The organism is Silanimonas sp. (assembly GCF_044377035.1).
In the GTDB taxonomy this organism is placed as follows: Bacteria; Pseudomonadota; Gammaproteobacteria; order Xanthomonadales; family Xanthomonadaceae; genus Silanimonas.
In genome coordinates this window covers 1-25,670 of sequence record NZ_JBILJW010000001.1, presented here as the reverse complement: position 1 = coordinate 25,670, position 25,670 = coordinate 1, and the positions used below count along the sequence as shown (strand labels likewise).

The following is a 25,670-nucleotide window of genomic DNA, read 5'->3' as shown; positions in this document are numbered from 1 at the left end:
GTCACATCGTGGCGGTCGGCTTGTCAGAATCGATGATGCCGGCGAGGTGGGTTTCGATCTTGCCCTTCACCATTTCCGCTTCGGGCGTCTCGGCGAACTGCACGCCGATGCCGGCAGCCCGGCCGCCTTGCGCACCCGTCGGGGTGATCCACACGACCTTGCCGGCGACCGGCAGGCGGTCCTTGTCGTCGAGCAGCGTCAGCAGCAGGAAGACCTCGTCGCCGATCTGGTAGCGCTTGGTCGTCGGCACGAACAGCCCGCCGCCGCGCAGGAAGGACATGTAGGACGTGTGCAGCGAGCCCTTGTCCTTGATGGCGAGGGAAAGAATGCCCTGGCGGGCACCACCGGCTCCGATCATCGACGTGTCTCCGTTGTCGCCATCAGGCCGCGCCACTCGGCGAGCAGGCCCGCGAGGGCCAATTCATGCTTGAGCGGGGCGGACAGCTGCAGGCGCAGGCGATTCAGTTGGTCAAACCACGAGGCCAGCTTGTCGACATCGGCGGGCGGGGTCAATCCGGCCACGGCCGGCGCCCCGGCGAGCCCGCGCGCGAGCGCGACCGCCGCATCCGCCACGAAGCGCAGGCGCAGCCCCGCGAGGGCGGGTTCTGCCATCCACAGTTGCGCGATCCCCAGCGGCGAGGCGATGCCGCGGGCGACGCCCGCCCACTCCTTCAGCGTTGTTTCCCGCAGGGCGAGATGCCCGGCGCGCAGCCAGGCATCGGCGAGGCCCGGATGGCCCTGCGCGGCCTCGAGCGCCTCGCTGGCGCGGGGAGCCGGGTGGCCTTGCGAAGCCAGCCAGCCCAACGCGACCTCGCGCTCGGGGACCGAGAATTCGATGCGCTGGCAACGGCTGCGGATCGTCGCGGGCAGGCGCTGCGGCGCGGCGCTCACAAGCAGCAGGAAGCGGTTGTCCGCGGGCTCCTCGAGCGTCTTCAGCAGTGCGTTGGCGGCCGAGGTGTTCAAGGCATCGGCAGGATCGATCAGCACCACCTGCGCGCCGCCGCGCTGCGCGGTCATCTGCATCGAGCCGCTCAGGGCGCGCACCTGGTCGATGACCAGCTCGGTGCGCAGCTTGCCGGTGTTGGCGTTCTCTTCGAACGTGATGATGCGGAAATCAGGGTGCGTCCCAGCCTCGCGCAGCGCGCAACCGCGGCAGCGACCGCAGGGCGGCTCGTCCTTCGGCGCGTCGCAGAGCAGTCGCGCGGCAAGCGAGTCGGCCACCGCGCGCTTGCCGAGCTGCTCGGGGCCGCAGAGCAACTGGGCGTGGCCGAGCCGGCCGGCCCGCCAGGCCGCCAGGGCGGTATCGAGCCGCTGCTGCTGCCAGGGCGCGAGGCTCACGGCGCGCTCCAGCGGTCAAGGAAGGCTTCCAGCGCGGCGCAGGCGTCATGCACGACGGCCTCGACCGGCTGCGAGGCATCGACCACGGCGATGCGCTGCGGCTGCGCCGCGGCGCGGGCACGGTAGGCACCGCGCACGCGCTCGAAGAACTCGTCCTTCTCGCGCTCGATGCGGTCCGCCGGCGCACCGCGTGAGCGGGCGCGTGCGAGACCGGCCTGCACATCGAGGTCGAGCAGCAGGGTGAAATCCGGCACGCGGCCGACGAACGCCCGCTCGAGGTCGGCGATCAGGCCCATCGGCAGGCCGCGGCCACCGCCCTGGTAGGCGAAGCTGGCATCGGTGAAGCGATCGGCCAGCACCATGTCGCCACGCGCGAGCGCCGGCTCCACCAGCGTCTCCACGAGCTGCGCGCGCGACGCGAACATCAGTAACAGCTCCGTATTCGGTACCAGCGGCTGCGCGGGATCGAGCAGCAGCGCGCGGATGGCTTCGCCCGCCGGCGTGCCGCCGGGCTCGCGCGTGCCGACGACGTCATGGCCACGCGCCTCAAGCCGCGCCCGGAGCGCGACGAGCACGGTGGTCTTGCCCGCGCCCTCGCCGCCTTCGAGGCTGATCAGCGCGCCACGGGTGGACGCCATCTCAACGCCCTCCCAGCTGGTAACGCACGACGGCGCGGCGGTGCTCGGCATAGGTGCGCGAGAACTGGTGGCTGCCATCGCCGCGGGCGACGAAGTACAGCGTCTCGCCATCGAGCGGCTGCGCGGCGGCCATCAGCGCGGCGCGGCCCGGCATCGCGATGGCGTGCGGCGGCAGGCCGAAGCGCGTGTAGGTGTTGAACGGCGTATCGGTTTCGAGATCGCGGCGACGCAGGTTGCCGTCGAAGGCCGCACCGAGGCCGTAGATCACCGTGGGGTCGGTCTGCAGGCGCATGCCGATCCGCAGACGGCGCACGAACACGCCGGCGATCTCCGGGCGTTCGCTGGCCTTGCCGGTTTCCTTCTCGACGATCGAGGCGAGGGTCAGCAGTTGTTCGGGGGAATCGAACGGCAGGTCGGGTTGGCGCGCCGCCCAGGCGTCGGCCAAGGCCGCATCCATCGCATCGGCCGCCTGGTCGAGCAACGAGACCGTCGTCTCGCCGCGGGTGAACAGGTAGGTCTCGGGCAGGAAGCGCCCTTCGGCCGGCACGCCCTCGCGTCCCAGCGCGACCATCAACTCGACGTCTTCGAGCGCCGAGAGGTCGTCCTCCAGCACGGCATCGCGGGCAAGCGCGGCGCGAAGGTCGCGCATCGACCAGCCCTCGACGATCGTGAAGCGGTAGCGGATCACATCGCCACGCACGAGTTTCTCGATCAGCTGGCGCGGCGTCAGCGCCGGGTCGAGGGCGTATTCGCCGACCTGGATGCGCGGCAACGCCTGCATGCGGGTGGCGAGCACCTTCCATTCGAGATCGTGGCCGGCCTCGACGCCGACAGCACGCAGCTTGCCCAGCACCTGCACGAAGGAATCGCCGCGCGCGACGACCACCGTGGTGCCCTCCGGCGCCCCAGCTTGCGCATCGGCAAAGGCTTCGAAGTGCCGCCATGCGAAGTAGCCGCCGACGGCGATGACGAGGGCCAGCACGATGCCGAGCTTGACCAGGAAGCGGAAGAGCTTGCGCAGCAGGGAACGCATCAGGACTCGCGGAAAGCGGGATGGGACGCCGCCAGCGCGGCGCGGGCCTCGGCGAAGCCCACCGGCCGCGGATCGAGCGCTCGTGCGCCGCAGCGGCCGACCGGCAGGATACCCCGCACGGCATTGCTCAGCAGCAGCGCATCGACGCGCGGCAAGGCGTCGAGCGACAGGGGAGCGACGTGAAGGCCACCGGGCGGCGACCACGCCTCGAGCAGGACACCACGGGCCACGCCCGCCACACCGGCGCGATCGACCGGCGGCGTGATCCAGCGTCCGTCGAGGCGGGCGAAAAGGTTGGCGCGCGTGCTACAGGTGAGGAATCCGTCCGCGTCGGCCATCAGGCCGTCATCCAGTCCGCGCTCGGCGGCCTCGCGAGCGCCGAGCACCTGTTCAAGGCGATTGAGGTGCTTCATGCCAGCCAACGCTGGCTGCACGCCGAGGCGAAGCGCCAGCACATCGACAGCGAGGGCTGGGTCCGCCCCCACCGGGGCTGCCGAGGCCGTGACAAGGAGGGTCGGCGCCGCGCCGGGCGTCGGCGCGTAGCCACGCGCACCCGTGCCGCGCGTGAGGATCAATTTGATGACGCCCTCCGGCGAAGCCTGCACGGCATCGGCCAGCGCGGTGTCGAGCGCCGCATCGGAAGGCATCGGGATGCCGAGCCGCGCTGCACCGGCGAGCAACCGCGCACGATGCCGGGGCCACCAGGGCAAGGTGCCCCGATACGCACGCATCGTCTCGAACAGGCCGTCGCCGTAGGCGAGGCCGCGGTCGATGGCCTCAGGCCCCATCGCCCTGCCCCAGCGCGCGCAGCATGCCGCGGGCCTTGGCACGGGTCTCCATCAGTTCCTTGTCGGCGCGTGAATCCACCACGATGCCCGCACCGGCGCGGAAGGCCACGTCGCACCCGTCCGTCCAAAGCGTGCGGATCAGGATGTTGAGGTCCATGTCGCCGCTGGCGTCGAGGTAACCCATCGCGCCCGTGTAGGGCCCACGGCCCTCGCCTTCGAGCTCGGCGATGATCTGCATGCAGCGCACTTTCGGGCAGCCGGTGATGGTGCCGCCGGGGAACACCGCCGCGATGGCCTGCCCGGCCGTAACGCCCGGCCGCAGATCGCCGGACACGTTGCTGACAATGTGGTGCACGTGCGCGTAGCTCTCGACGGTCATCAGTTCATCGACGCGCACCGAGCCGGGCGCGCAGACGCGACCCAGGTCGTTGCGCTCGAGGTCGATCAGCATCACGTGCTCGGCGCGCTCCTTCGGGTGGCCGACAAGCTCGGCGATGCGCGCCGCATCGTCGTCGCCCTCGAAGCGTGGCCGCGTTCCGGCGATCGGCCGCGTCTCGATGCGCCGCCCGCGAATCGACACTAGACGCTCCGGCGAGGAACTCGCGACGCTGCCACCGGGCAGCGCGAACAGGCCCGCGAACGGCGCCGGATTCGCCCGCCGCAGGGCGGCATAAAGCGCAACGGGATCGGGCGGGGCATCGAAACCGGCCCGCCAGCCGCGCGAAAGATTGACCTGGAACACATCACCGGCACGCAGGTACTCGTGCACCCGCGCCACGCCGTCGAGGAAGCGCTGGTCGGCGTCTTCGGCGAGCGTTCGTGGCTTCGGCAACGCGCTGGCCGCCTGCGGCGAATCCCCGGCCGGTCGCAACCCATCGACGACGTTCGCGATGCGCGCCAACCACGCCTCATGCCCGGGCAGCGCCACAGCAAGGCACCGGCCGCTCACGCGATCCCGCAACACCGCCGCCGGGCAGAACAGGGCCGCGGCCACGGGCAAGCCGCCGCGGAACGGCGGCAACTGCAAGCTGGGTTCGACCTGCGCGGCAAGCTCGTAACCGAGGTAGAGCGCCCAGCCGCCACGGAACGGCAGGTCGGCCGCCCCGGCTTCGAGCACGTCGTCGGCGCCCTCCCGGCAGGCGGAGATGCGAGCCAGACGATCGCGCAGTTCTGATTGGGCGTGGTCGAGGACCTCGAGGAAACGACCGGCGACGGCATGCCCGCTTTCGCGCCGCGTCACGCCGTCCGCACCCAAGTAGAGCCCGCTCTCGCCACCGGCCAGCAGGAGGTCCCAGCGCGCCTTGCCGCCCTGCGCTGCCGATTCCAACAGCAGCGGAAACTCCCCCGGCGCGGCACGCTTCAGCGCGAGCAGGTCCAGGCCCGCAGGCAGTTCGCGGACCGTCGCGCTCATGGCGTCACAGGCGGCGGAACACCAGCGTGGCGTTGGTGCCGCCGAAGCCGAAGCCGTTCGACACGACGAGGTCGAGCTTGGCGTCGCGGGCGACGTTCGGCACGTAGTCGAGGTCGCAGCCCTCGCTCGGGTTGTCGAGGTTGATCGTCGGCGGCACGACGCCATCGACCATCGCCATGATCGAGAAGATCGCCTCGACGCCACCGGCCGCGCCGAGCAGGTGGCCGGTCATCGACTTGGTCGAGCTCACCATCATCTTGTACGCGTGGTCGCCGAAGGCGCGCTTCATCGCCAGCGTTTCCGCGAGGTCGCCGAGCGGCGTCGAGGTGCCATGCGCGTTGAGGTACTGCACGTCGGAAGCGTTCGCCTTGGCGTCCTTCAACGCGGCCGCCATGCAGCGCGCCGGACCTTCGCCGCCCTCGCTGGGCGCGGTCATGTGGTACGCGTCGGAGCTGGCGCCGAAGCCGACGAGCTCACAGTAGATGCGCGCACCGCGGGCCTTGGCGTGCTCGTATTCCTCGAGCACCAGGATGCCGGCGCCGTCGCCGAGCACGAAGCCGTCGCGGTCCTTGTCCCAGGGGCGCGAGGCGCGGGTCGGATCATCGTTGCGCGTGGAGAGCGCGCGCATCGAGCAGAAGCCGCCGACTGAAGTCGGGGTGCAGCCGTGCTCGGCGCCACCGGCCACCATGACGTCGGCGTCGCCGTACTGGATCATGCGCATCGCCATGCCGACGCTGTGGTTCGCCGTGGCGCAGGCCGAGACGGCGGAGAAATTCGGTCCCTTCAGGCCCTTGATGAGCGAGAGCTGGCCGGGGAGCATGTTGATGATGGTGCTGGGCACGTAGAACGGCGAGACCTTGCGCGGGCCGCCGGTGTGCAGGTCGATGGCGGTTTCCTCGATGCCACGCACGCCGCCGATGCCCGAGCCGATCAGCGCGCCGATGCGCTCCGCATTCGCTTCGGTGATCGCCAGCCCGGAATCGTCCAGCGCCTGGAACGACGCGGCGAGGCCGTAGTGGATGAAGGTGTCCATCTTCTTCGCGTCCTTCGGCGGCACGATCGACTTGACGTCGAAATCGCGCACCTCACCCGCGATCTGCGCGGTGTAGGCGGAAGGGTCGAAGTGGGTGATGCGCCCGATGCCGGAGCGGCCGTTGCGGATGTTGTCCCACGCGCTGGCGAGGGTGTTGCCCACGGGCGAGACGATGCCCATGCCGGTGACGACGACGCGACGCTGGCTCATTGGAGCACTCCTTGGATCGGATTCCGGCGGCGAGGGCCACCGATAACAAAACGCCGCGCCCCGTGAAGGACGCGGCGCCTGACGCAGACGGGCTTACGCCTTGACGTGCGCCTTGATGTAGTCGATGGCCTGCTGGACGGAAGTGATCTTCTCGGCTTCCTCGTCCGGGATCTCGCACTCGAACTCTTCCTCGAGGGCCATCACCAGCTCGACGGTGTCCAGCGAGTCGGCGCCGAGGTCGTCGACGAACGAAGCCGTGTTGGTCACGTCCTCTTCCTTCACGCCCAGCTGTTCGATGACGATCTTCTTGACGCGCTCTTCGATGGTGCTCATGGGTTTTTATCCCTCCCGGGTATGCAACGTTTCAGACGCTTGTTGTCGGGGCGGGGCCGTGCGCGTCTAAGCAGCGGGCCGCCGGATTCGGGCTTGCGGGCCGGATTCTATGCCATGTGCATGCCGCCGTTGACATGCAGGGTTTCGCCGGTGATGTAGGCGGCAGCCGGGCCGGCCAGGAAGGCCACGGCCTCGGCGATGTCGCGGGGGCTGCCGAGGCGGCCCAGCGCGATGTCGGCGAGCATCTTGGCCTTGGCCTCTTCCGGCAGGTCGCGGGTCATGTCGGTTTCGATGAAACCGGGGGCGACCACGTTCACGGTGATGTTGCGCGAACCGATCTCGCGGGCCATCGACTTCGAGAAGCCGATGATGCCGGCCTTGGCGGCGGCGTAGTTGGCCTGGCCCGCGTTGCCGGTGACGCCGATGACGGAAGCGATGTTGATGATGCGGCCCTTGCGCGCCTTCATCATCCCGCGCATCACCGCCTTGCTGGTGCGGAAGATCGAGCTGAGGTTGGTGTCGATGATGGCGTTCCAGTCCTCGTCCTTCATCCGCATCAGCAGATTGTCGCGGGTGATGCCGGCGTTGTTGACGAGGATTCCTACCGCACCGAATTCCTTGGCGATCGCATCGACGAGCGCCTCGACGGCGGCGCCGTCGGTGACGTCGAGCGCGCGCCCGTGCCCGCCCAAGGACTTGAGACGTTCGCCGATGGCGGCTGCACCCGACTCGGTGGTGGCCGTGCCGATGACGGTCGCGCCCTTCGACGCGAGGAGGTCGGCGATCGCGGCGCCGATGCCGCGGCTGGCACCGGTGACGAGGGCGATTTCACCGCTCAGTTCGTTGGACATGGCAATTCGGGGTCGGGATCGAGGAAGTAGGGAAAGCCACTGATGCCTGCGGCGAGACTCAGGACGCAGGACCGCCGAGGGCGGTGTCGAAATCGGCGGGAGTGGACGTCGACTTGCCCTCGAGCGACTTGTCGATGCGCTTGGCGAGGCCGGTCAGCACCTTGCCGGGGCCGCACTCGACGAGCGTCGTCGCGCCCATGCCAGCCAGCGCCTGCACGCAACGCGTCCATTGCACCGGCAGGTAGAGCTGGCGCACCAGCGCCTCGGCGATGGCCTCGACCGAACCGTGCACCGCGGCATCGACGTTCTGCACGACCGGGATCGACGGCGCGCGCCAGTCGAGGCCCGCCACGACCTGGGCGAGCCGGTTCGCGGCTTCGCGCATCAGCGGCGTGTGCGAGGGGACGGAGACCGCGAGCTTCACGGCCTTGCGCACGCCTCGCTCGGCCAGCAGGGCGATGGCGCGATCGACAGCCGCGGCATGGCCGCCAATAACGATCTGGCCGGGCGAGTTGTAGTTGGCCGGCACGACCACCTCCGCATGCGCGGCGTCGGCGCAGGCGGCTTCGACGACCGCGTCCTCGGCGCCCAGCACGGCGGCCATCGCGCCAGTACCGGCCGGCGCGGCGTCCTGCATCAGCTGGCCGCGCAGACGCACGAGATGGGCCGCATCGCGGAGCGTCAGCGCGCCGGCAGCCACGAGGGCGCTGTATTCGCCGAGGCTGTGGCCCGCCAGCGCACGCGGCGCGGCGCCGCCGCGGGCCTGCCACAGGCGCCACACGGCGACGCTGGCGGCGAGCAGCGCCGGCTGGGTGTACTCGGTGCGGTTGAGCTGCTCTTCCGGGCCGCCCTGCGACAGCGCCCAGAGATCCACGCCCGCACCGTCGCTGGCCTCGTCGAAGGTCGCGCGCACGCCGGGGTTCAGCTCGGAGAGTTCGGCGAGCATGCCGACGCTCTGCGAGCCCTGGCCGGGGAACACGAAGGCGAGCGGTGCAGTCATGCAGCGGGTCCGGAAAACGAGACGGGCGGCCATGATAGGGCCGCCCGCGCAAATCCGTCTGTACGAGGCGGTATGGCGCCGCCCCGCCGGGCCCGAGGGCTCAGTAGCGCATCAGCGCCGAGCCCCAGGTGAAGCCGCCGCCGAAGGCTTCCATCAGCACCAGCTGGCCGCGCTGCACCTTGCCCGTGCGCACGGCCTCGTCCAGCGCCAGCGGCACCGACGCCGCCGAGGTGTTGCCGTGCTTGTGCACGGTGAGCACCACGCGGTCCATCGGCATGGCGAGGCGCTTGGCGGTCGCTTCGATGATGCGCAGGTTGGCCTGGTGAGGGATCAGCCAGTCGAGCTGGGTCTTGTCGATGCCGTTGGCTTCGAGGGCCTCGTCCACGACGCTGTCCAACGCCTTCACCGCGTACTTGAAGACGTCACTGCCCGCCATCAGCACGCGCACGCCGGCGTTCTTCTCGTCGAGCTTGAAGCCCGCGGACACGCCGACCGGGTTGTACAGCAGCTCTTTCTTGCCGCCGTCGGAATGCAGGTGCGTACTCAGGATGCCGGTCTCGGCGTCGGCTTTCAGCACCACGGCGCCAGCACCGTCGCCGAACAACACGCAGGTGTTGCGGTCCGACCAGTCGAGCATGCGCGTCAGGGTCTCGGCACCGACGACCAGCACCGTCTTGGCCGCGCCGCTGCGGATGAATTTGTCCGCGGTGGTGAGCGCGAAGATGAAACCCGAGCAGGCGGCGTTGACGTCGAAGGCCGGGCAACCGTTGGCGCCAAGGCGCGCCTGCAGCAGGCAGGCGGAGCTCGGGAAGATGATGTCGGGCGTTGTGGTGCCCATGACGATCAGGTCGAGGTCGGCGCCGGTCACGCCGGCCGCCTCCATCGCGCGCAGCGCGGCCTGCTCGGCGAGGTCGACGGTGGTCTGGCCTTCGGCGGCGATGTGGCGCTGCTGGATGCCGGTGCGCTCGCGGATCCACTGGTCCGAGGTCTCGACGATCTTCTCGAGGTCGGCGTTGGTGAGGATCTTCTCCGGCAGATAGCTACCGGTGCCGGCGATGCGCGAATAGACGGTCATTCTCGAAGGCTCCAGGGCACCCCGGCGCCCTTCGCGGGCGTACGGTGGCGCAGAAAAACGAAACGCGACGGGGCGAACCGTCGCGTCATCGCAGCGTCACCCGGAGAGCCGCCATTGGCAAGCCCCCCGAGGACGGTCTGAAGGCTGGCGCCGGGCGCCATGCCGGCCGATCACTCGGCGTCGGAAACCTTCGACTTGGTGTCGATCACCTTCTTGCCGCGGTAGAAGCCGTCGGCGGTGACGTGGTGGCGCAGGTGCGTCTCACCGCTGGTCGGGTCGGTGGCGAGCTGCTTGGCGGAAAGCGCATCGTGCGAGCGGCGCTGGCCACGACGGGACGGGGTGACGCGGGATTTCTGGACGGCCATGGGTCAATCTCCGAGGGTCTTGCGGCCTTTCAGCGCGGTGAGCGCGGCGAAAGGGTTGGTTCTGGGTTGTTCTTCTTCCGCTTCGGCGACGGCGTCGTTCCAGACCGCCTCCACTTCCGCGCTGCCCGGCTTCACCGGGAAGGCCGGCACCGCGAGGATCAGTTCATCCTCGACCAGTTCCAGCGGGTGCAACGTGCCATCCGGGCCCACCAGGGCGGGCTCGACCCCTTCCGGGAGCGCGGCCTCTTCCGATTCGTCGGCCAGCAGACCAAGCTGCTGCCGCGACGACACCGGGTACAGGAAGCGCTCGAGCGACCGCTGGCAAACCAGCGGCAACTCGGCCTCGGCGACGATGTCGATCGTCGCCAGACCGGAGAGATCACGCCCGAACTCGATCTCGTAGCGGCACTCGCCCTCGGTGTCCGCCAGCAGGCCGGCGAGCCGGGTGAAGGAGGACAGCGGGACGCGGCCGGTGAAGATGCGCGCGGCGGAAACCATCCGCCATGCGTCCACCACGGAAAGCGAGGTCGCGGACATAAGCGCGCAAGGTTAAGCAGGGCCGCCCCCTGTGTCAAATCAAGGACCTGGGGCCGTTCAGACGCCAGCGCTTCGCCGCCCCCGCGTTGCCCTGCGCGAAGCGCGGGGGGCACACTCGACCCCCACCCTCGAACCCGGTTCCGCATGGACTTCGGTTTTTCCACCCTCGCCCTCGTCGCCTTCGTGCTGCTCGCCGCGGGCGTGGGGATCTTCTACCGCGGGCGCCGGGTCCGCGAACGGCGCCTGCGTGAACTTCTGGACCTCGCCGATGCCGTCCAGACCCTGCTGGCCCGCGCCAGCGAGCGCATGACGGCATGGCGGAGCGTCGTCGGCCGCCTGGCGGGCGATCTCGGCTCGGGCGCGCAACAGGCGCTGGACGGCGAGCCACTGATCCGCGAGGCCAAGCGCGACTTGCTGCAGCACCGGCTGTGGATCCAGTCGAACGGCCTTCGCGCGACGCGCCTCGAGCTGGACGACGCCCGTGCCGCCCTGCAACGGGCCCACAACCGCCTGGCCGAGCAGCTGGCCGCGCTGGAATCAGCGGGTGACGCCCTGACCCAGGCCACCGATGCGGCCCATGAAGCCGCGCTGCGCGAACCCGCGTCGTTGCGCCGTGCGACCGACGGAGACGTCCCCCAAGGCTGAGGACCGGACGGCCCCGACCTATCGGGCCGGCGGCTGGGCGTCGCAGGCGAGGTCGGACGGCTCCATCGAGCCCTCGCGGCGGACGCCGCGGTAAAGCCAGAAGCGCTTGCCGCCGCCGGGGCCTTCGATAGTGGCGACGTACTCCGTGGATTCGAACCAGCGGCACGGACGCGCCACCCACGCCGCGTGGTCGCGCTCCGGTGTCTCGGCGACTTCGAAAGCGATCCACGCGCGCGTGCCGGGCGCAAGGCGCGACAGCGCCGCCTCGTCGTAGCCCCACAGGGCGATCTGCGGCGCGCGGCCATGCTTGTGGTTGTTCCAATGGTCGAGGACGAATACCTCGGCGCGGCCACCGAGCGAAAAACTGAGCTGTGCGGCGAGCATGAAGTGGTCGGCGATCAAGACATCGCCCTCGGCCAAGCGGGGCCGCAGCGCAACGGCGATCTCCTCCCAGCCGACGAAGTTGTCCGGATAGAACGCGGTCCCGGCGGCGCGTGCCGCCAGCTTCGGCGACGAAGGCAGGACGAAGGCCGCCAGCATCAGGGCCGTCGCACCCGCAGCCATGCCCGCTGCCCAGGGCATCAGGCGCCCGGCCCAACGACTTCTCGCGGCATCAAGGGCGATCGGAAGCAAGGCCGCGGCCAACAGGTAGGCGGGAACGGGCCAGTGCAAGGAGAACCGCGCCTTGTCGACGAAGGGCGCAAGTAACGCGTAGAGCAGCCAAAGCCCGCCGCCGGCCAGTGCGACGAAACGCACGGCGGGCTTCGCCGCCCGGCGATTCGCCCACAGGGCCCAGCCGAACAGGCCATAGAGCAGCGGCGTGGTGATCACCGCCTGCAGCAGCGGCTGCAACAGGCCTTTCGCGTTGAAGTGCCAGGGATGCCGTTCCACGAGTTGGAAGTGCAGGCCCGCGCCCTGCATCTCGAGGTTGTACTGGATGATCGGCCACCAAGCCGCGGCACCGACAAGCAGCGCCAGCCAAAGGCCGGCATCCCCGCGCCGGCGCCACCCACCCGCCGCGAAGAATGCAGCGGCACCGACTAGCAGGATCGGGCCGAAACGGTAGTGGGTCAGTGCGCCGAGGGCGAGGGCGATCGCGAACTGCGCATAAAGCCGGCCTCGCGGCGCCTCGTCGTCGTGCAGCAGGCCGGCACAGGCATCGAGGGCGAGCAGGGCTGCCAGCGTCATCAAAGCGTCGGGCAAGGCCATCACGCCCATCGGCATGAGCAGCGGGATCGGCAGGCTCCAAAGCCCCGCACGCCATGCCTGCTCGCACGTGCCCAGACGGCGCGCGATGCGGACCACCAGCCACGGGATCGCGGCACCGGCCAGGAGAAAGACGAGTCGCACGCCGAGCTCGCGAGGCAGCGGCAGCCCATCGAACAAGGCCGAACCCACCACCACGGCCGCGGCCGTGCCACCCGGCAGGTCGGAATAGGCCCACGCGGGATGCAGCGCCTCCCACGCGTAGAAGGCCTCGTCGCCGAACAGGGGCATGCTCGCGGCGAAGGCGAGTTTCGCGACCAGCAGCAGCGCCCAGAGCGCGATGAACTTCACGCGGGCCGACGAATCCGCCATGCGAGACTCGACGCCTTCCCCTGCAGCCGAAATGCCCATGCACGCTCCCCAGAAACCGGCCGCCATCCTACCTGTGGACACACGAGCCGCCCTGGACGCGGCGATCGAGCAGGTGAACACGCTGGTGCTGGGCAAGCGGCGCGAGGTACGGCTGGCCTTCACCGCGCTGCTCGCGGGGGGGCACCTGCTGGTGGAAGACCTTCCCGGCCTCGGCAAGACCACGCTGGCGCGCGCACTGGCGGCAACGCTGGGCCTGGAGTTCCAGCGCATGCAATTCACCGCCGACCTCCTGCCCTCCGACATCCTCGGCGTGTCGGTCTACGACCAGAACGACCGCGGCTTCCGCTTCCATCCGGGCCCAGTGTTCACCCAGCTGCTGCTGGCCGACGAGATCAACCGCGCTCCGCCGCGCACGCAAAGCGCCCTGCTCGAAGCCATGGCCGAGCAGCAGGTCAGCGTGGATGGCGTGTCGCATCGGCTGCCGGCTCCGTTCTTCGTGATCGCCACGCAGAACCCCGTCGACCTCTCCGGCACTTTCCCGCTGCCCGACTCGCAGATGGACCGCTTCCTGCTTCGGCTGTCGATGGGCTACCCGGATGCCGAGGCCGAGCGCGCCATGCTTGCGGGCCGTGACCGGCGCCTGATGATCAACGAGACGATGCCGCGCCTCGGCGCCGACGACGTGCTCGCACTGCAGCGGGCCGTCGATGGCGTGCATGCCAGCGATGCGCTGCTCGATTACGTGCAACGGCTGCTGGTCGAAAGCCGTCGCCATGCCGGCGTGCGTGTCGGCCTGTCGCCCCGCGCCGGACTGGCCCTGCTGCGCGGCGCGCGCGCGCATGCGCTGCTGCTGGGCCGCGCCCACGCGCTGCCGGACGACGTGCAGGCCCTGTTCGCTTCGGTCGCCGCGCACCGCCTCGTAGCCGACGCGGAGGGCGATCGCCGCGACGCGCTGGCGGCCTCGATCCTGGGAGCGGTGGCGGTCGACTGACGATGCCGTCCCGACCCGACGTGCTCGAGCGCATCGACGACGGCCTCGCGCGGCTGCCCTTCGTACGCGGGCGGAAGCCGGAGCCGCTGCCGATCACCCTCGACCGCAAACGCATCTATGTCCTGCCGACGCGGCAAGGGCTGCTGGTCGGCGTGTTGGTGCTGGGCATGCTGCTCGGCGCGCTGAACTACAACAACAACCCCGGCCTGATGCTGGCTTTCCTGCTGGCGGCGATCGTGCATAACGGCGTGGTGCTCGCCCATCTGCGGCTTTCCGGCCTGCGCCTCACCGCGCTGCATGCCGAGCCGGTGCACGCGGGTGAATCGCTGGCGCTGAGGCTGCGCCTCGAATCCGGAAAGCGATCGCGCGAAGGGGTGCAGCTTCGCGCCGCGACCGGCGAGGCCGTGGACCTGCCCGTTGGCCTGCACGTCACCGGAGCGGACGCCGAGGTCGAACTGACGATCCCGACCGCGCGACGCGGCCTGATGGACCTCGGGCGACTGCGCCTCAGCACCACGCGCCCACTCGGCCTCGCGCGCGCGTGGAGCTGGTGGCGGCCGCAGCAGCGCGTTCTCGTCTACCCGGCGCTGGAACGCAGCGGCCCGCCGCTGCCTGGCGCGGCCAGCGACGGCGCGCGGCAGCCTCGCGCGCAGCGCAGCGGCGAGGACACCCACCACCTCCGCGACTACCGGAATGGCGACGCGCCGCGGCAGATCGCCTGGAAGGCCAGCGCCCGGCTCGATCGCCTGATGGTCCGCGAGTACGAAGCCGGCGTGGCGCGCGACGTGATGCTCGATTGGCAGGCGCTGCGCCATCTGCCGCATGAGCAGCGCATCGCCCGGCTGGCGCGATGGGTGCTGGAGGCCGAGCGCGAAGGCCGTCGCTATCGCCTGCAGATCCCCGGCACCACGCTGGGGCCGGCACGCGGGCCGGAACATCGCCACGCCTGCCTGCGGGCCCTGGCCCTGCTCCCGGAGGCCGGTGCATGAGTGCGACCGCGGACCCCGTGAGTCGCGCCACGCTGACGCCCGCGCTGCGACGCGCCGTGGTGGTCGCCGTGCTGGCCGCCGCCCTGCCCCTGCTGCTGCACCTGCCGGAAACGGTCGGGATGGGCATCGGCGCCGTCGCCCTGGTTTCGGGCTGGAGCGCGCTTCGCAAGCCACTCCCGCTCGCGCTGCGCCTGCTGCTGGTCGTGGTGATCACCGGTGCCGTGCTGGTCGGCTTTGGATTCCGCGTGGGACGCGATGCCGGTAGCGCGCTGATGCTCTCGATGCTGGTGCTGAAGCTGTCCGAGCTGCGCGAGTTCGACGACGCCAAGCGCGTGGTCGCCTATGCCCTGTTCGCGCCGTTCGCCGCTTTCCTGCAAGACCAGGGGCCGATCACCCTCGCCCTCGGCCTGCTGGCCGCCATCGGCGTGCTGCTGGCGATGGGACGATTGGCCCAAGCCCCGGCTGCACCCAAGCCGGTGCGGCGCGAAGTTTTGGAGCTGGGACGCAGCGTCCTGCTCGCCCTGCCTCTCGCCTTCGTGGGCTATTGGCTGTTCCCGCGACTCCCCGCGCCCCTTTGGGGGCTTCCAGAGAACGCCGTCGCCCGAACAGGAATAAGCGAATCCATGTCGCCCGGCGATTGGCTCGACTTCGTCGGCAATGACCGCCCCGCCTTCCGAGTTCGTTTCAAGGGCTCCGCCCCGGATGTTCACGCCATGTACTGGCGAGGCCCCGTCCTTGGTCGATTCGACGGACGGACTTGGTCTCGACTGCAGGGCTTCGGCGGTGTTCCGCCCCCCTCCATGCCGGCCGAAGCCGACAGGGTCCACTACACATTGACCATCGAGCCGAGCGAGCACCGCTACGTGTTCGCGTTGGAATCGCCCGCTGCTTGGCCGAACTCCCTGGAACTCGGATCGGATGCCACGCTGCGGAGCCGCTATCCACTGAGAAGCGTTGCCCAGTTCGAACTCCAAGCTTCCCCCGCCCGCGCCTTCCAGCCAGAGCTTCCCGAGGCACTACGGAATGCCTATTTGGCACTTCCGAACGCTTTCAACCCACGCACGCTGGAGCGCGCACGTCTTTGGCGCCAAACATCCGTTGGAGATCGCGCCTACATCGCACGGGTGCTCGAATGGTTCAATGCCGAGCATGCCTACAGCATCACCGCCCCACCGCTGGGTCGCCACACTGCGGATGAATTCCTCTTCGACACGCAGGAAGGCTTCTGCGAGCACTTCAGCTCAGCCTTCGTGATTCTGATGCGCGGCGCCGGAATCCCCGCCCGCGTCGTCACCGGGTACGCCGGTGGTGAGAGAAACCGCGTGGGCGACTACTGGGTGATCCGACAGCTTAACGCCCACGCATGGGCGGAAGTTTGGCTGCAGGGCGAGGGATGGATTCGCATCGACCCCACCGCAGCTGTCGCCCCCGAGCGGGTATTCGATACCGTCTACGATCTTGACGGCGGCTTTGGCGATGCACTTCGTCCGGTCCTCGACTTTGGCGACAGCATCCGCGAAGCGTGGAACAACTTCGTTGTCGGCTATGACGCGATCCGGCAGATCAGGCTCCTCCAGTCCTTGGGATGGAGGAATACCGATCCGCTGGCGGTCGGCCAAGCCTTCGTCATCGCCGCAGGCATCGCCCTCGGCCTCACCCTGCTGGTGTTGATGTGGCCACCGAAAGGCGAACGCGACCCCCTGCTACGCGCTTGGCGCGGGTTCCTCAGGCGCTGGGCGAAACGCGGCATGGAAAAACGCCCGAATGAGACTGCCGAGGCCTTCCTCGAACGCTTGCGCTCAGGCGCGTCCACGCCGTCCGCTGCGGACGACGCGGAGGCCCTCGTCCGCCGGTTCATCGCGCAGCGCTATGCGCCGTCCAACACCGATGCCGACCACGAGCGGGCGGCATTGATCGAAGCGCTCAAGCGCCACCGCCCGCGCTGAAGGCCTCAACCGGGTGGCCAGGCCATCGCGCGGCCAGCCAGCAGGTGCAGGTGGATGTGGAACACCGTCTGGCCGCCGTCACCGTTGCAGTTCATCACCACGCGGTAGCCGTTCTCCGCGAAGCCCTGCGCCTTGGCCCAGCCGGCGGCCGACAGCATCAGCCGCCCGAGTAGTTCGGCCTGCGCCGGCGTGGCGTCGTTGAGGGTGGCGATCGGCTGCTTCGGGATGAACAGCACGTGCACCGGCGCCTTCGGCGCGATGTCACGGAAGGCGAGCACGTGGTCGTCCTCGAAGACGATGTCGGCGGGAATCTCGCGGCGGATGATCTTGTCGAAAATCGTCTCGGGCATGGTCGGCTCCAACGGTCCACCACGAGCATGCCAGCGCCGCGCGGCGCGGTGTAGCCCGCTTCAGCCCGCCGCTTCGCTGCGTTGCCCGAAGGCGTGCGCCAGCGTGCCGCGGTCGACGTACTCCAGTTCGCCGCCGAGCGGCAGGCCCTGTGCGAGGCGGCTCGGCGTGACGCCCGCTGCACGCGCCATCTGCGCGAGGTAATGCGCGGTGGCCTCGCCTTCGACGGTGGGGTTCGTCGCGATGATCATCTCGCGCACCTCGCCGGCGGCGAGGCGTGCGCCGAGCAGATCGAGCCCGAGCTGGCGCGGCCCGATCCCATCCAGCGGCGAAAGCCGACCCTGCAGCACGAAGTACAGGCCGCGGTAGCCGGTGGCCTGCTCGATGGCCAGGCGATCGGCCGGCGTCTCGACGATGCACAGCACGCTGCGGTCGCGCGAGGCGCTGGCGCAAATCGCGCAGACCTCGGTCTCGCTGAAATCCCGGCATTGCACGCAATGGCGGATCCGCTCGACCGCGGCCTGCAAGCGCTCCGCCAGCCGCGACGCGCCCTCGCGGTCACGCTCCAGCAGGTGGTAAGCCATGCGCTGGGCGCTCTTCGCGCCCACGCCCGGCAGCACGCGCAAACCCTCGATCAGTTGCTCAAGCAGGGAGCTGCTCATGCGCCTGCCGCCCGCGTCCTCGCGCGCTTGGGGCTCACGCGCCGAACATACCCTTCATCCCGGGCGGGATCGGCATGCCGGCGGTCGCCGCCGACATGCGTTTGCCGGATTCTTCGTTCACCTTCGCCACCGCGTCGTTCAACGCGACCAGCAGCAGGTCCTCGAGCATCTCGGCGTCGCCGAGCGCCTGCGGGTCGACATGCACCTTGCGGGCGTCGAACTTGCCGCTCAGCGTGACGCTGACCAGGCCGCCACCGGCGCTGCCGGTGACTTCAAGCGAAGCGAGCTCGTCCTGCGCCTTCTTCATGTTGTCCTGCATGCGCTGCGCCATCTGCATGGCCTGCGCGATGTTGCCCTTGAACATGGCTTACTCCTCGATCGGTCGGATGGATCCGTCGACGAGCTTGGCGCCCTGCGCCATCAGCTGCTTCACGACGGGATCGGAAAGGAAACGCGCCTCGGCATCCTGCTGGCGCTCGGATTTCTGCCGCTGCTGGCGGTCGAACAGCGTCTCGACGCCGGCAGTCTCGCCGCGCGGCGCATCGACGAAGCGCAGCTGCGGCGGCCGCCCGAACAGCGGGGCAAGCCCCTCGGCGAGGCGGCGGACGCTGATGTCGGACTTCATCGCCTCGCCTTCCGGCAGCAGCGCGAGCGTGAGGCTGTCGGCGTCGCCGCTGACGAAGCGCGCATGCGCGGCCAGCTGCCCCGCGGGGCCGCTCAGCGCCTGGCGCTGCAAGGCGCCCAACCAGTCCTCGTTGGACGCGATCGGCGCCGACGCCGGCATCGCCTCGACGGCAGGGCGCTCGATCATCCGCGCCGCGCTGCCGCCCATCGAGGCGGCCTCGACGAAGGGAGACGCGGTCGGCGAGCGCGGCGGCTCCACGGGACGCGGGGGCTCGACCGCGCGCGCGAACGGCGACGGCGGCGCCTTGCGCGGAGCTGGCGCATCGACGACCGGCACCGCGACGCTACGCGAGGCCTCGGTGGGCGAAGGCCGCAGCGCCTCCGGCGCACGCTCGCCGCCACGCGGCCCCGGCGCATCGCCGGCGGGCATCGGCTTGAACGCCAGCATCCGCAGCAGCGCCATTTCGAAACCGACGCGCGGCGTCGGCGCCAGCGCGAGATCCCGCGAGCCGTTGATGGCCATCTGGAACCAGAGCTGCACCAGTTCGGCCGGCACCTGCGTGGCCAACGCCTCCGTGTCCACGCCGTCGACGGCGCGTGCCGCTTCGGGCACGAGTTGCTTCACTTGCACCGCGTGCAGCGCCGCAGCCACGTCGTCCAGCACCTGGGCGTAATCCGGCGAGAAGGCGGCCATCGCTTCGATCTGCGCGAGCAGCGACGGGCCGTCGAAGGTGGCCAGCGCCGCCAGCAGCCCGCCGATGGCCTGGTGGTCGAGCGTGCCGAGCATCGCGTGCACGGCATCGGCGGTGAGTTGCCCACCCGAGTAGGCGATCGCCTGGTCGAGCAGCGACAGGCCATCGCGCATCGAACCGTCCGCTCCGCGAGCGAGCAGCGCCAGTGCCGGCTCGTCGGCGGGAATGCCCTCGGCATCGACGATGCGGCGCATTTGGCCGTGGATCTGCTCCTGCTCCAGCCGTCGCAGGTTGAACTGCAGGCAGCGGCTCAACACCGTGACCGGCAGCTTCTGCGGGTCGGTCGTGGCGAGCAGGAACTTCACGTGTTCCGGCGGCTCCTCCAGCGTCTTGAGCAGCGCGTTGAACGCACTCTTCGACAGCATGTGGACTTCGTCGATCAGGTAGACCTTCACCCGGCCGCGCGATGGCAGGTACTGGGCGTTGTCGATCAGTTCGCGGACATCGTCCACGCCGGTGTGGCTGGCGGCGTCGATCTCGATGAGATCCACGAACCGGCCGGCATCGACATCGACGCAGACATTGCAGACACCGCAGGGATCGGCGCCGCTGCCACGCTCGCAGTTCAGCGACTTGGCGAAGATGCGCGAAATGGTGGTCTTGCCGACACCGCGGGTGCCGGTGAACAGGAAGGCATGGTGGACGCGACCGGATTCGAGCGCGTTCGACAGGGCACGGACGACGTGCTCCTGCCCGACGAGTTCGGCGAAGCGCTTCGGACGCCACTTTCGAGCAAGAACGAGATAGGCCATGCCGCACCCCGGAAACCGACGGGCATTGTGCCAACCGGGCCGCCCGGGCGCCACGCGGATCCCCGTTCATTTGTGCCCTCGCCGCCCGGCCGGTATGATCCGCGGCTCCCTGAGGCCGGCCGGAGGCCGCCCAAGGGAGTGCAGCACGAGCGTGGACAGGTGTCCGAGCGGTTGAAGGAGCACGCCTGGAAAGTGTGTAAGCGGCTAAACCCCGCTTCGCGGGTTCGAATCCCGCCCTGTCCGCCACTTCGAGGCTGTTGAGCGGAACCCTCTATGGCGGCCCCGTTGGCGCCTCCGCGACGATAGGCCGAAAACCCCGCCAGGCCCGGAAGGGAGCAACGGTATCGGCTGATTCGGGTGCCGGAGTCACGCTGGCGGGGCCGTCACCCTTCCAAGGTGCCGGATTTCGGCGTTTCGCCGCCCGCTTTCAGCGGCTCGATACGCTCTCGGCCGTCGGCGCCTGCAGCGCTACCCGCTCCCCCGCCCTCGCCACCCGGTGGCCGCGCGCTCGCATGGCCTCGCCGTCGGCGTCGCTGGCGTAGTGGTAAAGCACGCAACGAGCGAGCAACTCGCGCGGGTAGTCGCGTTCCAGGTCGTCCAGTCCCGAATGCGAAGGATTGCCGTGCAGCCCGCAGTCGTGCGCGATCAACTCGCGGTCATCGGCCACCGCGGCCAACACCTCGGGAATCGGCCGCGTGTCACCGGTCCACACCACGCTGCCGCGCAGGCGCAGGCCGAAGGCGGAGTCCGGGCGATGGTGGCGAACGGGGAAGACGTCGAATCGCCAGCCACCATGCCAGAACGAATCGCTCACCGGCACCAGCTGGAACGCATCCCAGAAATTCGCGCCGCCTTCGGCGAGCACGCCGGGATAGTCCGCGAGCCGCTTCTGCAGGTGCGGCACCACGGGTGCCGGCACGTACAGCCGCACCCGGCCGCGCAGGGCGGGATCGAAATACGCCGAATAGAACAGCCGCTCGAGGCCGGCAACGTGGTCCATGTGCACGTGGGTGATGAACAGCGCCTCGGGCAAACGACCGTAGGTGGCGAGGAAGGCGCTCAGCGCTTCTTGCCCGCAGTCGATCATCAGCAGGGGCGCACCATCGCGTTCGATGACCGCGGAGGCCGCGCCGAGCACGGGTGCCGCCCCGGCATTGCCCACGCCCAGCAGGTGGAGGGTCCACGTCATCGCGCCGCTCCGTCCGAGGCCATCGCTTCGCGCCACGCCGCGCGCAATCGCGCCATGCCCTCACCCATCTGCGCGGGCGTCACGTGCCGGCGGTACTTCAGCAGCGAACGTTCCAAGCGAGCGATTTCGTCGTCGCACCAGCGCCCCGGCGCGTGGCCCGCCGTGCCACGGTCCCAGTCGATCAGCGTGATGCCCCCGTCGGTCCTCTGCAGGACGTTGCGCGCATTGAGATCGGGATGGTGCGCACCGAACCGGTGGAACCGGGCCAACGTGGCGCCCACGGCCTCCCACGGCGCCCTTGCGACATCGTCGTGCACGAGGCTCATCAGGTCGGCGCGCACCGGCACGCGCGCCATCAACAGCGCTGCACGATAGAGCAAGCCGTCGCGCCACCACACGCCCGCGATGGGCGCCGGCACGGGCAAGCCCGCGGCCACCAGGGCCTCGAGCAAATCAACCTCGCGCACGCAGCGCGCGTGCCGTGCGCCGAGCCACAGGTAATGCCGCGTGCTGAGTCGCGCCATCAGGCCGCCGCGACGGTAATGGCGCAGCACGCCAGCGCCGAACGGCCCTTCGACGTACCAGGCGTCGCCGCGGCCACCCACGCCGATCGGCAGGGCGTTCGCACCATAGCGCGACACATCGAACCACTCGGCCCGTGCACGGTCGCGCCATGCCGCCGCGGCGTGCAGGTGGGGCGAACGATCGTTGGCGGGTGTGGACGCTATCATCCGCGGCAGTCTAGCAAGGCCCTTCCCGTGCCCTCTCCGCCCGCTTCCGTCTGCATCCTGCGGCTCTCCGCACTCGGCGACGCCACGCACGTCGTCCCCGTGGTCCGCACGCTGCAGCGCCACAGCCCTGACATCGCGATCACCTGGATCATCGGCAAGGCCGAGGCGGCGATGCTGAAGGGCCTGGAGGGCGTCGAGTTCGTGGTCTACGACAAGAAGTCGGGATGGGCGGGCATCAAGCAACTGCGCGCGACGCTGGCCGGGCAGCGCTTCGATGCCCTGCTGCAGATGCAGCTCGCGTTCCGCGCGAACGCGCTCTCCACGCTGGTGCGCGCGGACCGCCGCATCGGCTACGACGCCGCGCGCAGCAAGGAAGGCCACGGATTCGTCATCAACGAGCGGATCACCCCCGGCGGGCACCATGTTCTGGATGCCTTCGGGCAGTTCGCGGAAGCGCTGGGATGCCCGCAGGACCGCGTCGAATGGCGGCTGCCGGTGCCGGACGAGGCGCACGACTGGGCTTCGACGCAGCTTCCGGGCGAGACGCCCACGCTGCTGGTTTCGCCCTGCTCGAGCCATCGCCTGCGCAACTGGCGAGCGGAGCGCTACGCCGCGGTCGCCTCCCAGGCGCTGTTGCGCGGCTGGCGCGTGGTGCTGTGTGGCGGGCCGAGCGCACTGGAGCGCGCGGTCGGCGATGCCATCCTCGAGGCCATGCCCGGACGCGAGCGCGTCATCGACCTTATCGGCAAGGACACGTTCAAGCGCTTCCTCGCACTTTGCGGGCGCGCCTCGATCCTGCTCGGCCCCGATTCCGGGCCGGTGCACATGGCGAATGCGATGGGCTGCCGCGTCATCGCACTGCACGCCTGCACCGATGCCGAGCGCAGTGGCCCGTACTCGGATCGCCGCTGGTCGCCGAACCGTTATGCCGAGGCGGCGGAGCGCTTCCTGCGCAAGCCCGCCACGGCGCTGCCCTGGGGCAAGCGCGTCGAGTTCGAAGGGGCGATGGACCTCATCGGCATTGACGAGGTCATCGAGCGTTTCGAGGCCTGCGCTGCCGACCTCGGGCGCTGATCAGCGCGCGGCGCCGGGCACCTTGTAGTCCTCGTAGCTCTTCTCCTCGACATACGTCGAGCCGAGCGCGAGGTTGATGTCCTTCTTCACCTTGGCGCGCTCGTCGTTCTCGAAGTAGACGGCGCGGGCAAGGCGGATGAACTCCTGGTCGAAGGCCTGCGCCTTCTCCTTGATGCGGATGTCGTCCTCGATCACCCAAAGGCGCTCGTTGACCGCTTTCAGGGCCACGAGGAGCGCGGCGATGTCGACCCGCGACGCCGGATGCGCCGCCCAAGTCGCGCGCAGCGCGTCGAGCTCGCGGCGGATGTTGACCAGCTTCGCCTCGTCGCGGATCCGCTCGGACTTGATCTCGAGGATGGCGATCTTGTCGAGCAGTTCGCCGAACGACACCGGCACGCTGATCTCGGACATCGGGAGTACTCCATTCACGGGGCGCGCAGTTTAACGCGGCGGCGCTCCCGCCAGCGTCGGGCGGCGGCGAGGACGGGGCGCTCGATGGCCCACCAGGACAGGGCCGCGACGGCCAGCGAGACGAGCAGGCTGGCGACGACGTAACCCGCCAAACCCCAGGTCGGCGGGACGTAGCCGCCGAGGGCCGCGCGCAGCGCCCACTGCACCGGGTAGTGCCACAGGTAGAGGCCGAAACTGACCGTGCCCAGCGCGACCAGCGGCGCGCTGCCCAGCACGCGCGCGACCCGACCCTGCGGGCCACGCACCAGCGCCAGCAGCAGCACTGCGACCGGCGCGGCGGTGAGCAAGGGCCAGAACCAGGTCCAGGGCCGCGCATCGATGATGCCGACGTACGCTCGATCGCCGCCGAGTTGTGGCAGCAGGACCAGCAGGGCGAAGGCCAGCAGGGCCAGGGCATCCGCCGGCAGGCGCCATGGTTCTTCTGCGGGCAGTTCGCGGGTGTCGCGGCAGCGGCCCTCGCGCTCGCCGCGAACGGTCCACCACGCCAGGGCCATGCCCGCGACGAACTGCACCAGCCGACCCGGCAGATGCTCCGACCAGGCGATGCGTTGCTCGATGCCGGCGACGTCATGCATCGCGAAGCGCCATGCCACTGCGAGGATCGCCGCGCCGAGCAGCAGCCCGAGCATCCGCCGCGATGTCGCCCATGCCCACCAGAGCAACGGCAGGACCGCATAGAAGCCCGCTTCCACGGGCAGGCTCCACCACGGCCCAAGGTGCGCCGGCATCCAAGGCCACGCGTTGAACCACAGCCCGAGATGGGCCAGCGTCTCGCCGACCGAGGCCGGCGCCCACGCGATGGCGGGCGTGAGAACAATGGCGCTCGCCGGCAGGGCGAACACGGCCAACTGGAGGTAGTAGGCGGGAAGGATGCGCGCCACGCGCATCAGCGCGAATGCAGTCCAGTCGGGGCGCTGTTCGCCATCCGCGAGTTCATCCCCGAGCCCGCGGGCCAACAGGAACCCCGACAGCACGAAGAACACGTCGACGCCGAGCCATCCCGCGCCCAGCAGTGCCGTCATCGGTGCGGGCAGCCCAGCCCCGGCGGCACCCGACAGGGCCCAGGCGTGGAAGACGAGGACCCATAGCGCGGCGAGTCCGCGGAGTCCGGTCAGGGCGGGGAGGCGGCGGTCGTTCATGGCGCGGAAAAACGAAAGGCGCCCCGCAAAGGGCGCCTTTCCTGATCTGGCGGAGAGGGAGGGATTCGAACCCTCGGTACGCTATAAACGTACGCCTGATTTCGAGTCAGGTACAATCGACCACTCTGCCACCTCTCCGGTGGTCTCTCGGCCGCGATGGTGCAGCGGCTGATCGAGCCGCGCATCTTACAGCCTCCCCTCGCCTCGCGCCAGCCCTGCAGCCACGGGCCGCAAGTCTCAGCGCCCGCCCGCCGACGTGCCCGCGCCCCGCGCCTGCAGGACGAAGGTGCCGCTCTGATGGCCCGCGAAGCGGATCGGAGCGAACTGGGGGTCCTGAACCACACTGGCATCCAGCGTGGACAGCGCGAGCGAGGCCGAAACGTCCTGGAAAAGCCGCGTCGCCTCGAGCACGCCGCGGTTGTCCTCGAGCACGTTGAGGAAGGCGCGGGCGAAATAGCTGTGCCCGCTCGGGCCCGTGTCCGGCACCGGCTGGACGCCCCCCGAGGTCAGCGCGAGGCGGGATCGCCCGGCGGTGGCTTCGCGCAGCCAACGGCCGAGCCCGGCGGCATCGAGGCTGGCGTCGGCGATCGGCACTGAGACACGCGTCATCGTGCCGGAGTAGCAGGAGTCGGCCACCACCAGCACGCGCTTGGCGGGCAGCGTGTCGAGCACTTCGCTCAGCGCGCGGTTCGAGATCCACGACTCCGAACGGCCGGATAGGCCATCCACCGGCACCCAGTGGCCCTCGCCGGAATCGGAAAGCTCGCCATGGCCAGCGTAGTAGATGAGCAGGTTGTCGTTCTCGCCAAGCGTCTTGCGCAGGGCGTCGAGGGCGGTGAGGGTCTCGAGCCGCGAGGCGTTCAGCAGCAGCCGCGTCTCGAAGCCGTAGCGCTCCTCCAGCAACCGAGCCACCGCCGTCGCGTCCTTGGCCGCGCTGCGGAGGTCCGGGTAATCGGGGTTGCCGTAGCGGTCGTTGCCGATGACCACCGCGTAGTAGCGTCCCAGCGCGGCGCTGGGCGATGCAGTCTCGGCCGCGGCGAGGGCCGAGCCACCGCCTGCCGTCATCAGCGTGAACTCGAGCGTGGCAACGCCGCCATCGGCCTTGGTCGCGCTGACCTTCACCGGCGTACCCGCCTCCGCCGCCTGCAGCTTGGCCTGGAACATGCC

Annotated in this window: 28 protein-coding genes, 2 tRNA genes and 1 other RNA gene; 7 read left to right on the top strand and 24 right to left on the bottom strand. The window is 69.9% G+C overall.

The window, feature by feature from the left end:
* Position 1: 1 nt before the first annotated feature.
* The 13 genes from ACIQ6S_RS00155 to ACIQ6S_RS00095 form a co-directional block, all read right to left on the bottom strand.
* Complete coding sequence (locus tag ACIQ6S_RS00155) at positions 2-355, bottom strand: PilZ domain-containing protein (RefSeq protein ID WP_297864995.1); 354 nt, start codon at positions 353-355, stop codon at positions 2-4.
* Positions 355-1,338 carry a DNA polymerase III subunit delta' gene (gene holB, locus ACIQ6S_RS00150; RefSeq protein WP_397606563.1) on the bottom strand — a complete coding sequence of 328 codons (984 nt, stop codon included), beginning with the start codon at positions 1,336-1,338 and terminating at the stop codon, positions 355-357. Before holB ends, ACIQ6S_RS00155 begins: the two co-directional genes overlap by 1 nt.
* Complete coding sequence (gene tmk / locus ACIQ6S_RS00145) at positions 1,335-1,976, bottom strand: dTMP kinase (RefSeq protein ID WP_397606562.1); 642 nt, start codon at positions 1,974-1,976, stop codon at positions 1,335-1,337. The genes holB and tmk overlap by 4 nt, the downstream gene beginning before the upstream one ends.
* A 1-nt stretch (position 1,977) precedes the next feature.
* Positions 1,978-3,009 (bottom strand): endolytic transglycosylase MltG, encoded by a 1,032-nt coding sequence (gene mltG, locus ACIQ6S_RS00140; RefSeq protein ID WP_397606561.1) that lies wholly within the window; start codon positions 3,007-3,009, stop codon positions 1,978-1,980.
* Complete coding sequence (pabC, locus tag ACIQ6S_RS00135; protein ID WP_397606560.1) at positions 3,009-3,797, bottom strand: aminodeoxychorismate lyase; 789 nt, start codon at positions 3,795-3,797, stop codon at positions 3,009-3,011. Before pabC ends, mltG begins: the two co-directional genes overlap by 1 nt.
* The gene (locus ACIQ6S_RS00130; protein ID WP_397606559.1) at positions 3,787-5,208 is read right to left on the bottom strand and encodes an aminodeoxychorismate synthase component I; all 1,422 of its coding nucleotides are present in this window, start codon (positions 5,206-5,208) and stop codon (positions 3,787-3,789) included. Before ACIQ6S_RS00130 ends, pabC begins: the two co-directional genes overlap by 11 nt.
* Before the next feature lie 4 nt (positions 5,209-5,212).
* On the bottom strand, positions 5,213-6,451 hold the full coding sequence (fabF, locus tag ACIQ6S_RS00125) for a beta-ketoacyl-ACP synthase II (RefSeq protein WP_397606558.1): 1,239 nt from the start codon (positions 6,449-6,451) through the stop codon (positions 5,213-5,215).
* Positions 6,452-6,544: 93 nt separating this feature from the next.
* Positions 6,545-6,784 (bottom strand): acyl carrier protein, encoded by a 240-nt coding sequence (gene acpP / locus ACIQ6S_RS00120; RefSeq protein ID WP_297864848.1) that lies wholly within the window; start codon positions 6,782-6,784, stop codon positions 6,545-6,547.
* 107 nt (positions 6,785-6,891) lie between these two features.
* A complete protein-coding gene (gene fabG, locus ACIQ6S_RS00115; RefSeq protein ID WP_397606557.1) occupies positions 6,892-7,635 on the bottom strand; it encodes a 3-oxoacyl-ACP reductase FabG in 744 nt (247 codons plus the stop codon).
* Between the two features lie 58 nt (positions 7,636-7,693).
* The gene (gene fabD, locus ACIQ6S_RS00110; protein ID WP_397606556.1) at positions 7,694-8,635 is read right to left on the bottom strand and encodes an ACP S-malonyltransferase; all 942 of its coding nucleotides are present in this window, start codon (positions 8,633-8,635) and stop codon (positions 7,694-7,696) included.
* 100 nt (positions 8,636-8,735) lie between these two features.
* On the bottom strand, positions 8,736-9,710 hold the full coding sequence (locus ACIQ6S_RS00105) for a beta-ketoacyl-ACP synthase III (RefSeq protein ID WP_397606555.1): 975 nt from the start codon (positions 9,708-9,710) through the stop codon (positions 8,736-8,738).
* Between the two features lie 170 nt (positions 9,711-9,880).
* Positions 9,881-10,075: a 50S ribosomal protein L32 gene (gene rpmF / locus ACIQ6S_RS00100; RefSeq protein ID WP_297864852.1), complete on the bottom strand. Its 195-nt coding sequence runs from the start codon at positions 10,073-10,075 to the stop codon at positions 9,881-9,883.
* A 3-nt stretch (positions 10,076-10,078) separates the two neighbouring features.
* The gene (locus ACIQ6S_RS00095; RefSeq protein WP_397606554.1) at positions 10,079-10,612 is read right to left on the bottom strand and encodes a YceD family protein; all 534 of its coding nucleotides are present in this window, start codon (positions 10,610-10,612) and stop codon (positions 10,079-10,081) included.
* Between the two features lie 144 nt (positions 10,613-10,756).
* On the opposite strand from ACIQ6S_RS00095, the gene ACIQ6S_RS00090 reads away from it, so the two are divergent.
* Positions 10,757-11,257, top strand: coding sequence for a hypothetical protein (locus ACIQ6S_RS00090; protein ID WP_397606553.1), 501 nt, complete (start codon positions 10,757-10,759; stop codon positions 11,255-11,257).
* A gap of 18 nt (positions 11,258-11,275) precedes the next feature.
* Here ACIQ6S_RS00090 and ACIQ6S_RS00085 read toward each other — a convergent pair whose 3' ends face one another.
* The gene (locus tag ACIQ6S_RS00085) at positions 11,276-12,835 is read right to left on the bottom strand and encodes an ArnT family glycosyltransferase (RefSeq protein ID WP_397606552.1); all 1,560 of its coding nucleotides are present in this window, start codon (positions 12,833-12,835) and stop codon (positions 11,276-11,278) included.
* Between the two features lie 37 nt (positions 12,836-12,872).
* Here ACIQ6S_RS00085 and ACIQ6S_RS00080 point away from each other — a divergent pair, with 37 nt between their 5' ends.
* The 3 genes from ACIQ6S_RS00080 to ACIQ6S_RS00070 are packed head-to-tail and all read left to right on the top strand — an operon-like array spanning position 12,873 to position 16,761.
* Complete coding sequence (locus ACIQ6S_RS00080) at positions 12,873-13,826, top strand: AAA family ATPase (RefSeq protein ID WP_397606551.1); 954 nt, start codon at positions 12,873-12,875, stop codon at positions 13,824-13,826.
* Positions 13,827-13,828: 2 nt separating this feature from the next.
* The gene (locus tag ACIQ6S_RS00075; RefSeq protein WP_397606550.1) at positions 13,829-14,815 is read left to right on the top strand and encodes a DUF58 domain-containing protein; all 987 of its coding nucleotides are present in this window, start codon (positions 13,829-13,831) and stop codon (positions 14,813-14,815) included.
* The gene (locus ACIQ6S_RS00070) at positions 14,812-16,761 is read left to right on the top strand and encodes a DUF3488 and DUF4129 domain-containing transglutaminase family protein (RefSeq protein WP_397606549.1); all 1,950 of its coding nucleotides are present in this window, start codon (positions 14,812-14,814) and stop codon (positions 16,759-16,761) included. The genes ACIQ6S_RS00075 and ACIQ6S_RS00070 overlap by 4 nt, the downstream gene beginning before the upstream one ends.
* Positions 16,762-16,766: 5 nt before the next feature.
* Here the strand turns inward: ACIQ6S_RS00070 and ACIQ6S_RS00065 are convergent, their stop codons facing one another.
* The 4 genes from ACIQ6S_RS00065 to dnaX are packed head-to-tail and all read right to left on the bottom strand — an operon-like array spanning position 16,767 to position 19,899.
* The gene (locus ACIQ6S_RS00065; RefSeq protein ID WP_397606548.1) at positions 16,767-17,111 is read right to left on the bottom strand and encodes a histidine triad nucleotide-binding protein; all 345 of its coding nucleotides are present in this window, start codon (positions 17,109-17,111) and stop codon (positions 16,767-16,769) included.
* 60 nt (positions 17,112-17,171) lie between these two features.
* Positions 17,172-17,771: a recombination mediator RecR gene (gene recR, locus ACIQ6S_RS00060; RefSeq protein ID WP_397606547.1), complete on the bottom strand. Its 600-nt coding sequence runs from the start codon at positions 17,769-17,771 to the stop codon at positions 17,172-17,174.
* Between the two features lie 34 nt (positions 17,772-17,805).
* Entirely contained in the window at positions 17,806-18,135 is a 330-nt protein-coding gene (locus ACIQ6S_RS00055) for a YbaB/EbfC family nucleoid-associated protein (protein ID WP_397606546.1), read from the bottom strand.
* 3 nt (positions 18,136-18,138) lie between these two features.
* Positions 18,139-19,899 carry a DNA polymerase III subunit gamma/tau gene (gene dnaX, locus ACIQ6S_RS00050; RefSeq protein ID WP_397606545.1) on the bottom strand — a complete coding sequence of 587 codons (1,761 nt, stop codon included), beginning with the start codon at positions 19,897-19,899 and terminating at the stop codon, positions 18,139-18,141.
* Between the two features lie 153 nt (positions 19,900-20,052).
* Here dnaX and ACIQ6S_RS00045 point away from each other — a divergent pair.
* Positions 20,053-20,145, top strand: a tRNA-Ser gene (locus ACIQ6S_RS00045).
* Between the two features lie 37 nt (positions 20,146-20,182).
* An RNA gene (ffs, locus tag ACIQ6S_RS00040) (signal recognition particle sRNA small type) lies at positions 20,183-20,279 on the top strand.
* Between the two features lie 47 nt (positions 20,280-20,326).
* Here the strand turns inward: ffs and ACIQ6S_RS00035 are convergent.
* On the bottom strand, positions 20,327-21,088 hold the full coding sequence (locus tag ACIQ6S_RS00035; RefSeq protein WP_397571936.1) for an MBL fold metallo-hydrolase: 762 nt from the start codon (positions 21,086-21,088) through the stop codon (positions 20,327-20,329).
* Complete coding sequence (locus ACIQ6S_RS00030) at positions 21,085-21,819, bottom strand: 3-deoxy-D-manno-octulosonic acid kinase (RefSeq protein WP_397606544.1); 735 nt, start codon at positions 21,817-21,819, stop codon at positions 21,085-21,087. The genes ACIQ6S_RS00035 and ACIQ6S_RS00030 overlap by 4 nt, the downstream gene beginning before the upstream one ends.
* Before the next feature lie 27 nt (positions 21,820-21,846).
* Here ACIQ6S_RS00030 and ACIQ6S_RS00025 point away from each other — a divergent pair, with 27 nt between their 5' ends.
* On the top strand, positions 21,847-22,893 hold the full coding sequence (locus ACIQ6S_RS00025) for a glycosyltransferase family 9 protein (RefSeq protein WP_397606543.1): 1,047 nt from the start codon (positions 21,847-21,849) through the stop codon (positions 22,891-22,893).
* On the opposite strand, the gene ACIQ6S_RS00020 is transcribed toward ACIQ6S_RS00025, so the two are convergent.
* The 4 genes from ACIQ6S_RS00020 to ACIQ6S_RS00005 form a co-directional block, all read right to left on the bottom strand.
* A complete protein-coding gene (locus tag ACIQ6S_RS00020; protein WP_297864866.1) occupies positions 22,894-23,304 on the bottom strand; it encodes a DUF6165 family protein in 411 nt (136 codons plus the stop codon).
* A gap of 14 nt (positions 23,305-23,318) precedes the next feature.
* Positions 23,319-24,503, bottom strand: coding sequence for an acyltransferase family protein (locus ACIQ6S_RS00015; protein ID WP_397606542.1), 1,185 nt, complete (start codon positions 24,501-24,503; stop codon positions 23,319-23,321).
* Between the two features lie 47 nt (positions 24,504-24,550).
* A tRNA-Ser gene (locus tag ACIQ6S_RS00010) sits at positions 24,551-24,641 on the bottom strand.
* 99 nt (positions 24,642-24,740) lie between these two features.
* Positions 24,741-25,670, bottom strand: a 930-nt coding sequence (locus ACIQ6S_RS00005; RefSeq protein ID WP_397606541.1) for a caspase domain-containing protein, incomplete at its 5' end; no start/stop codon positions are given.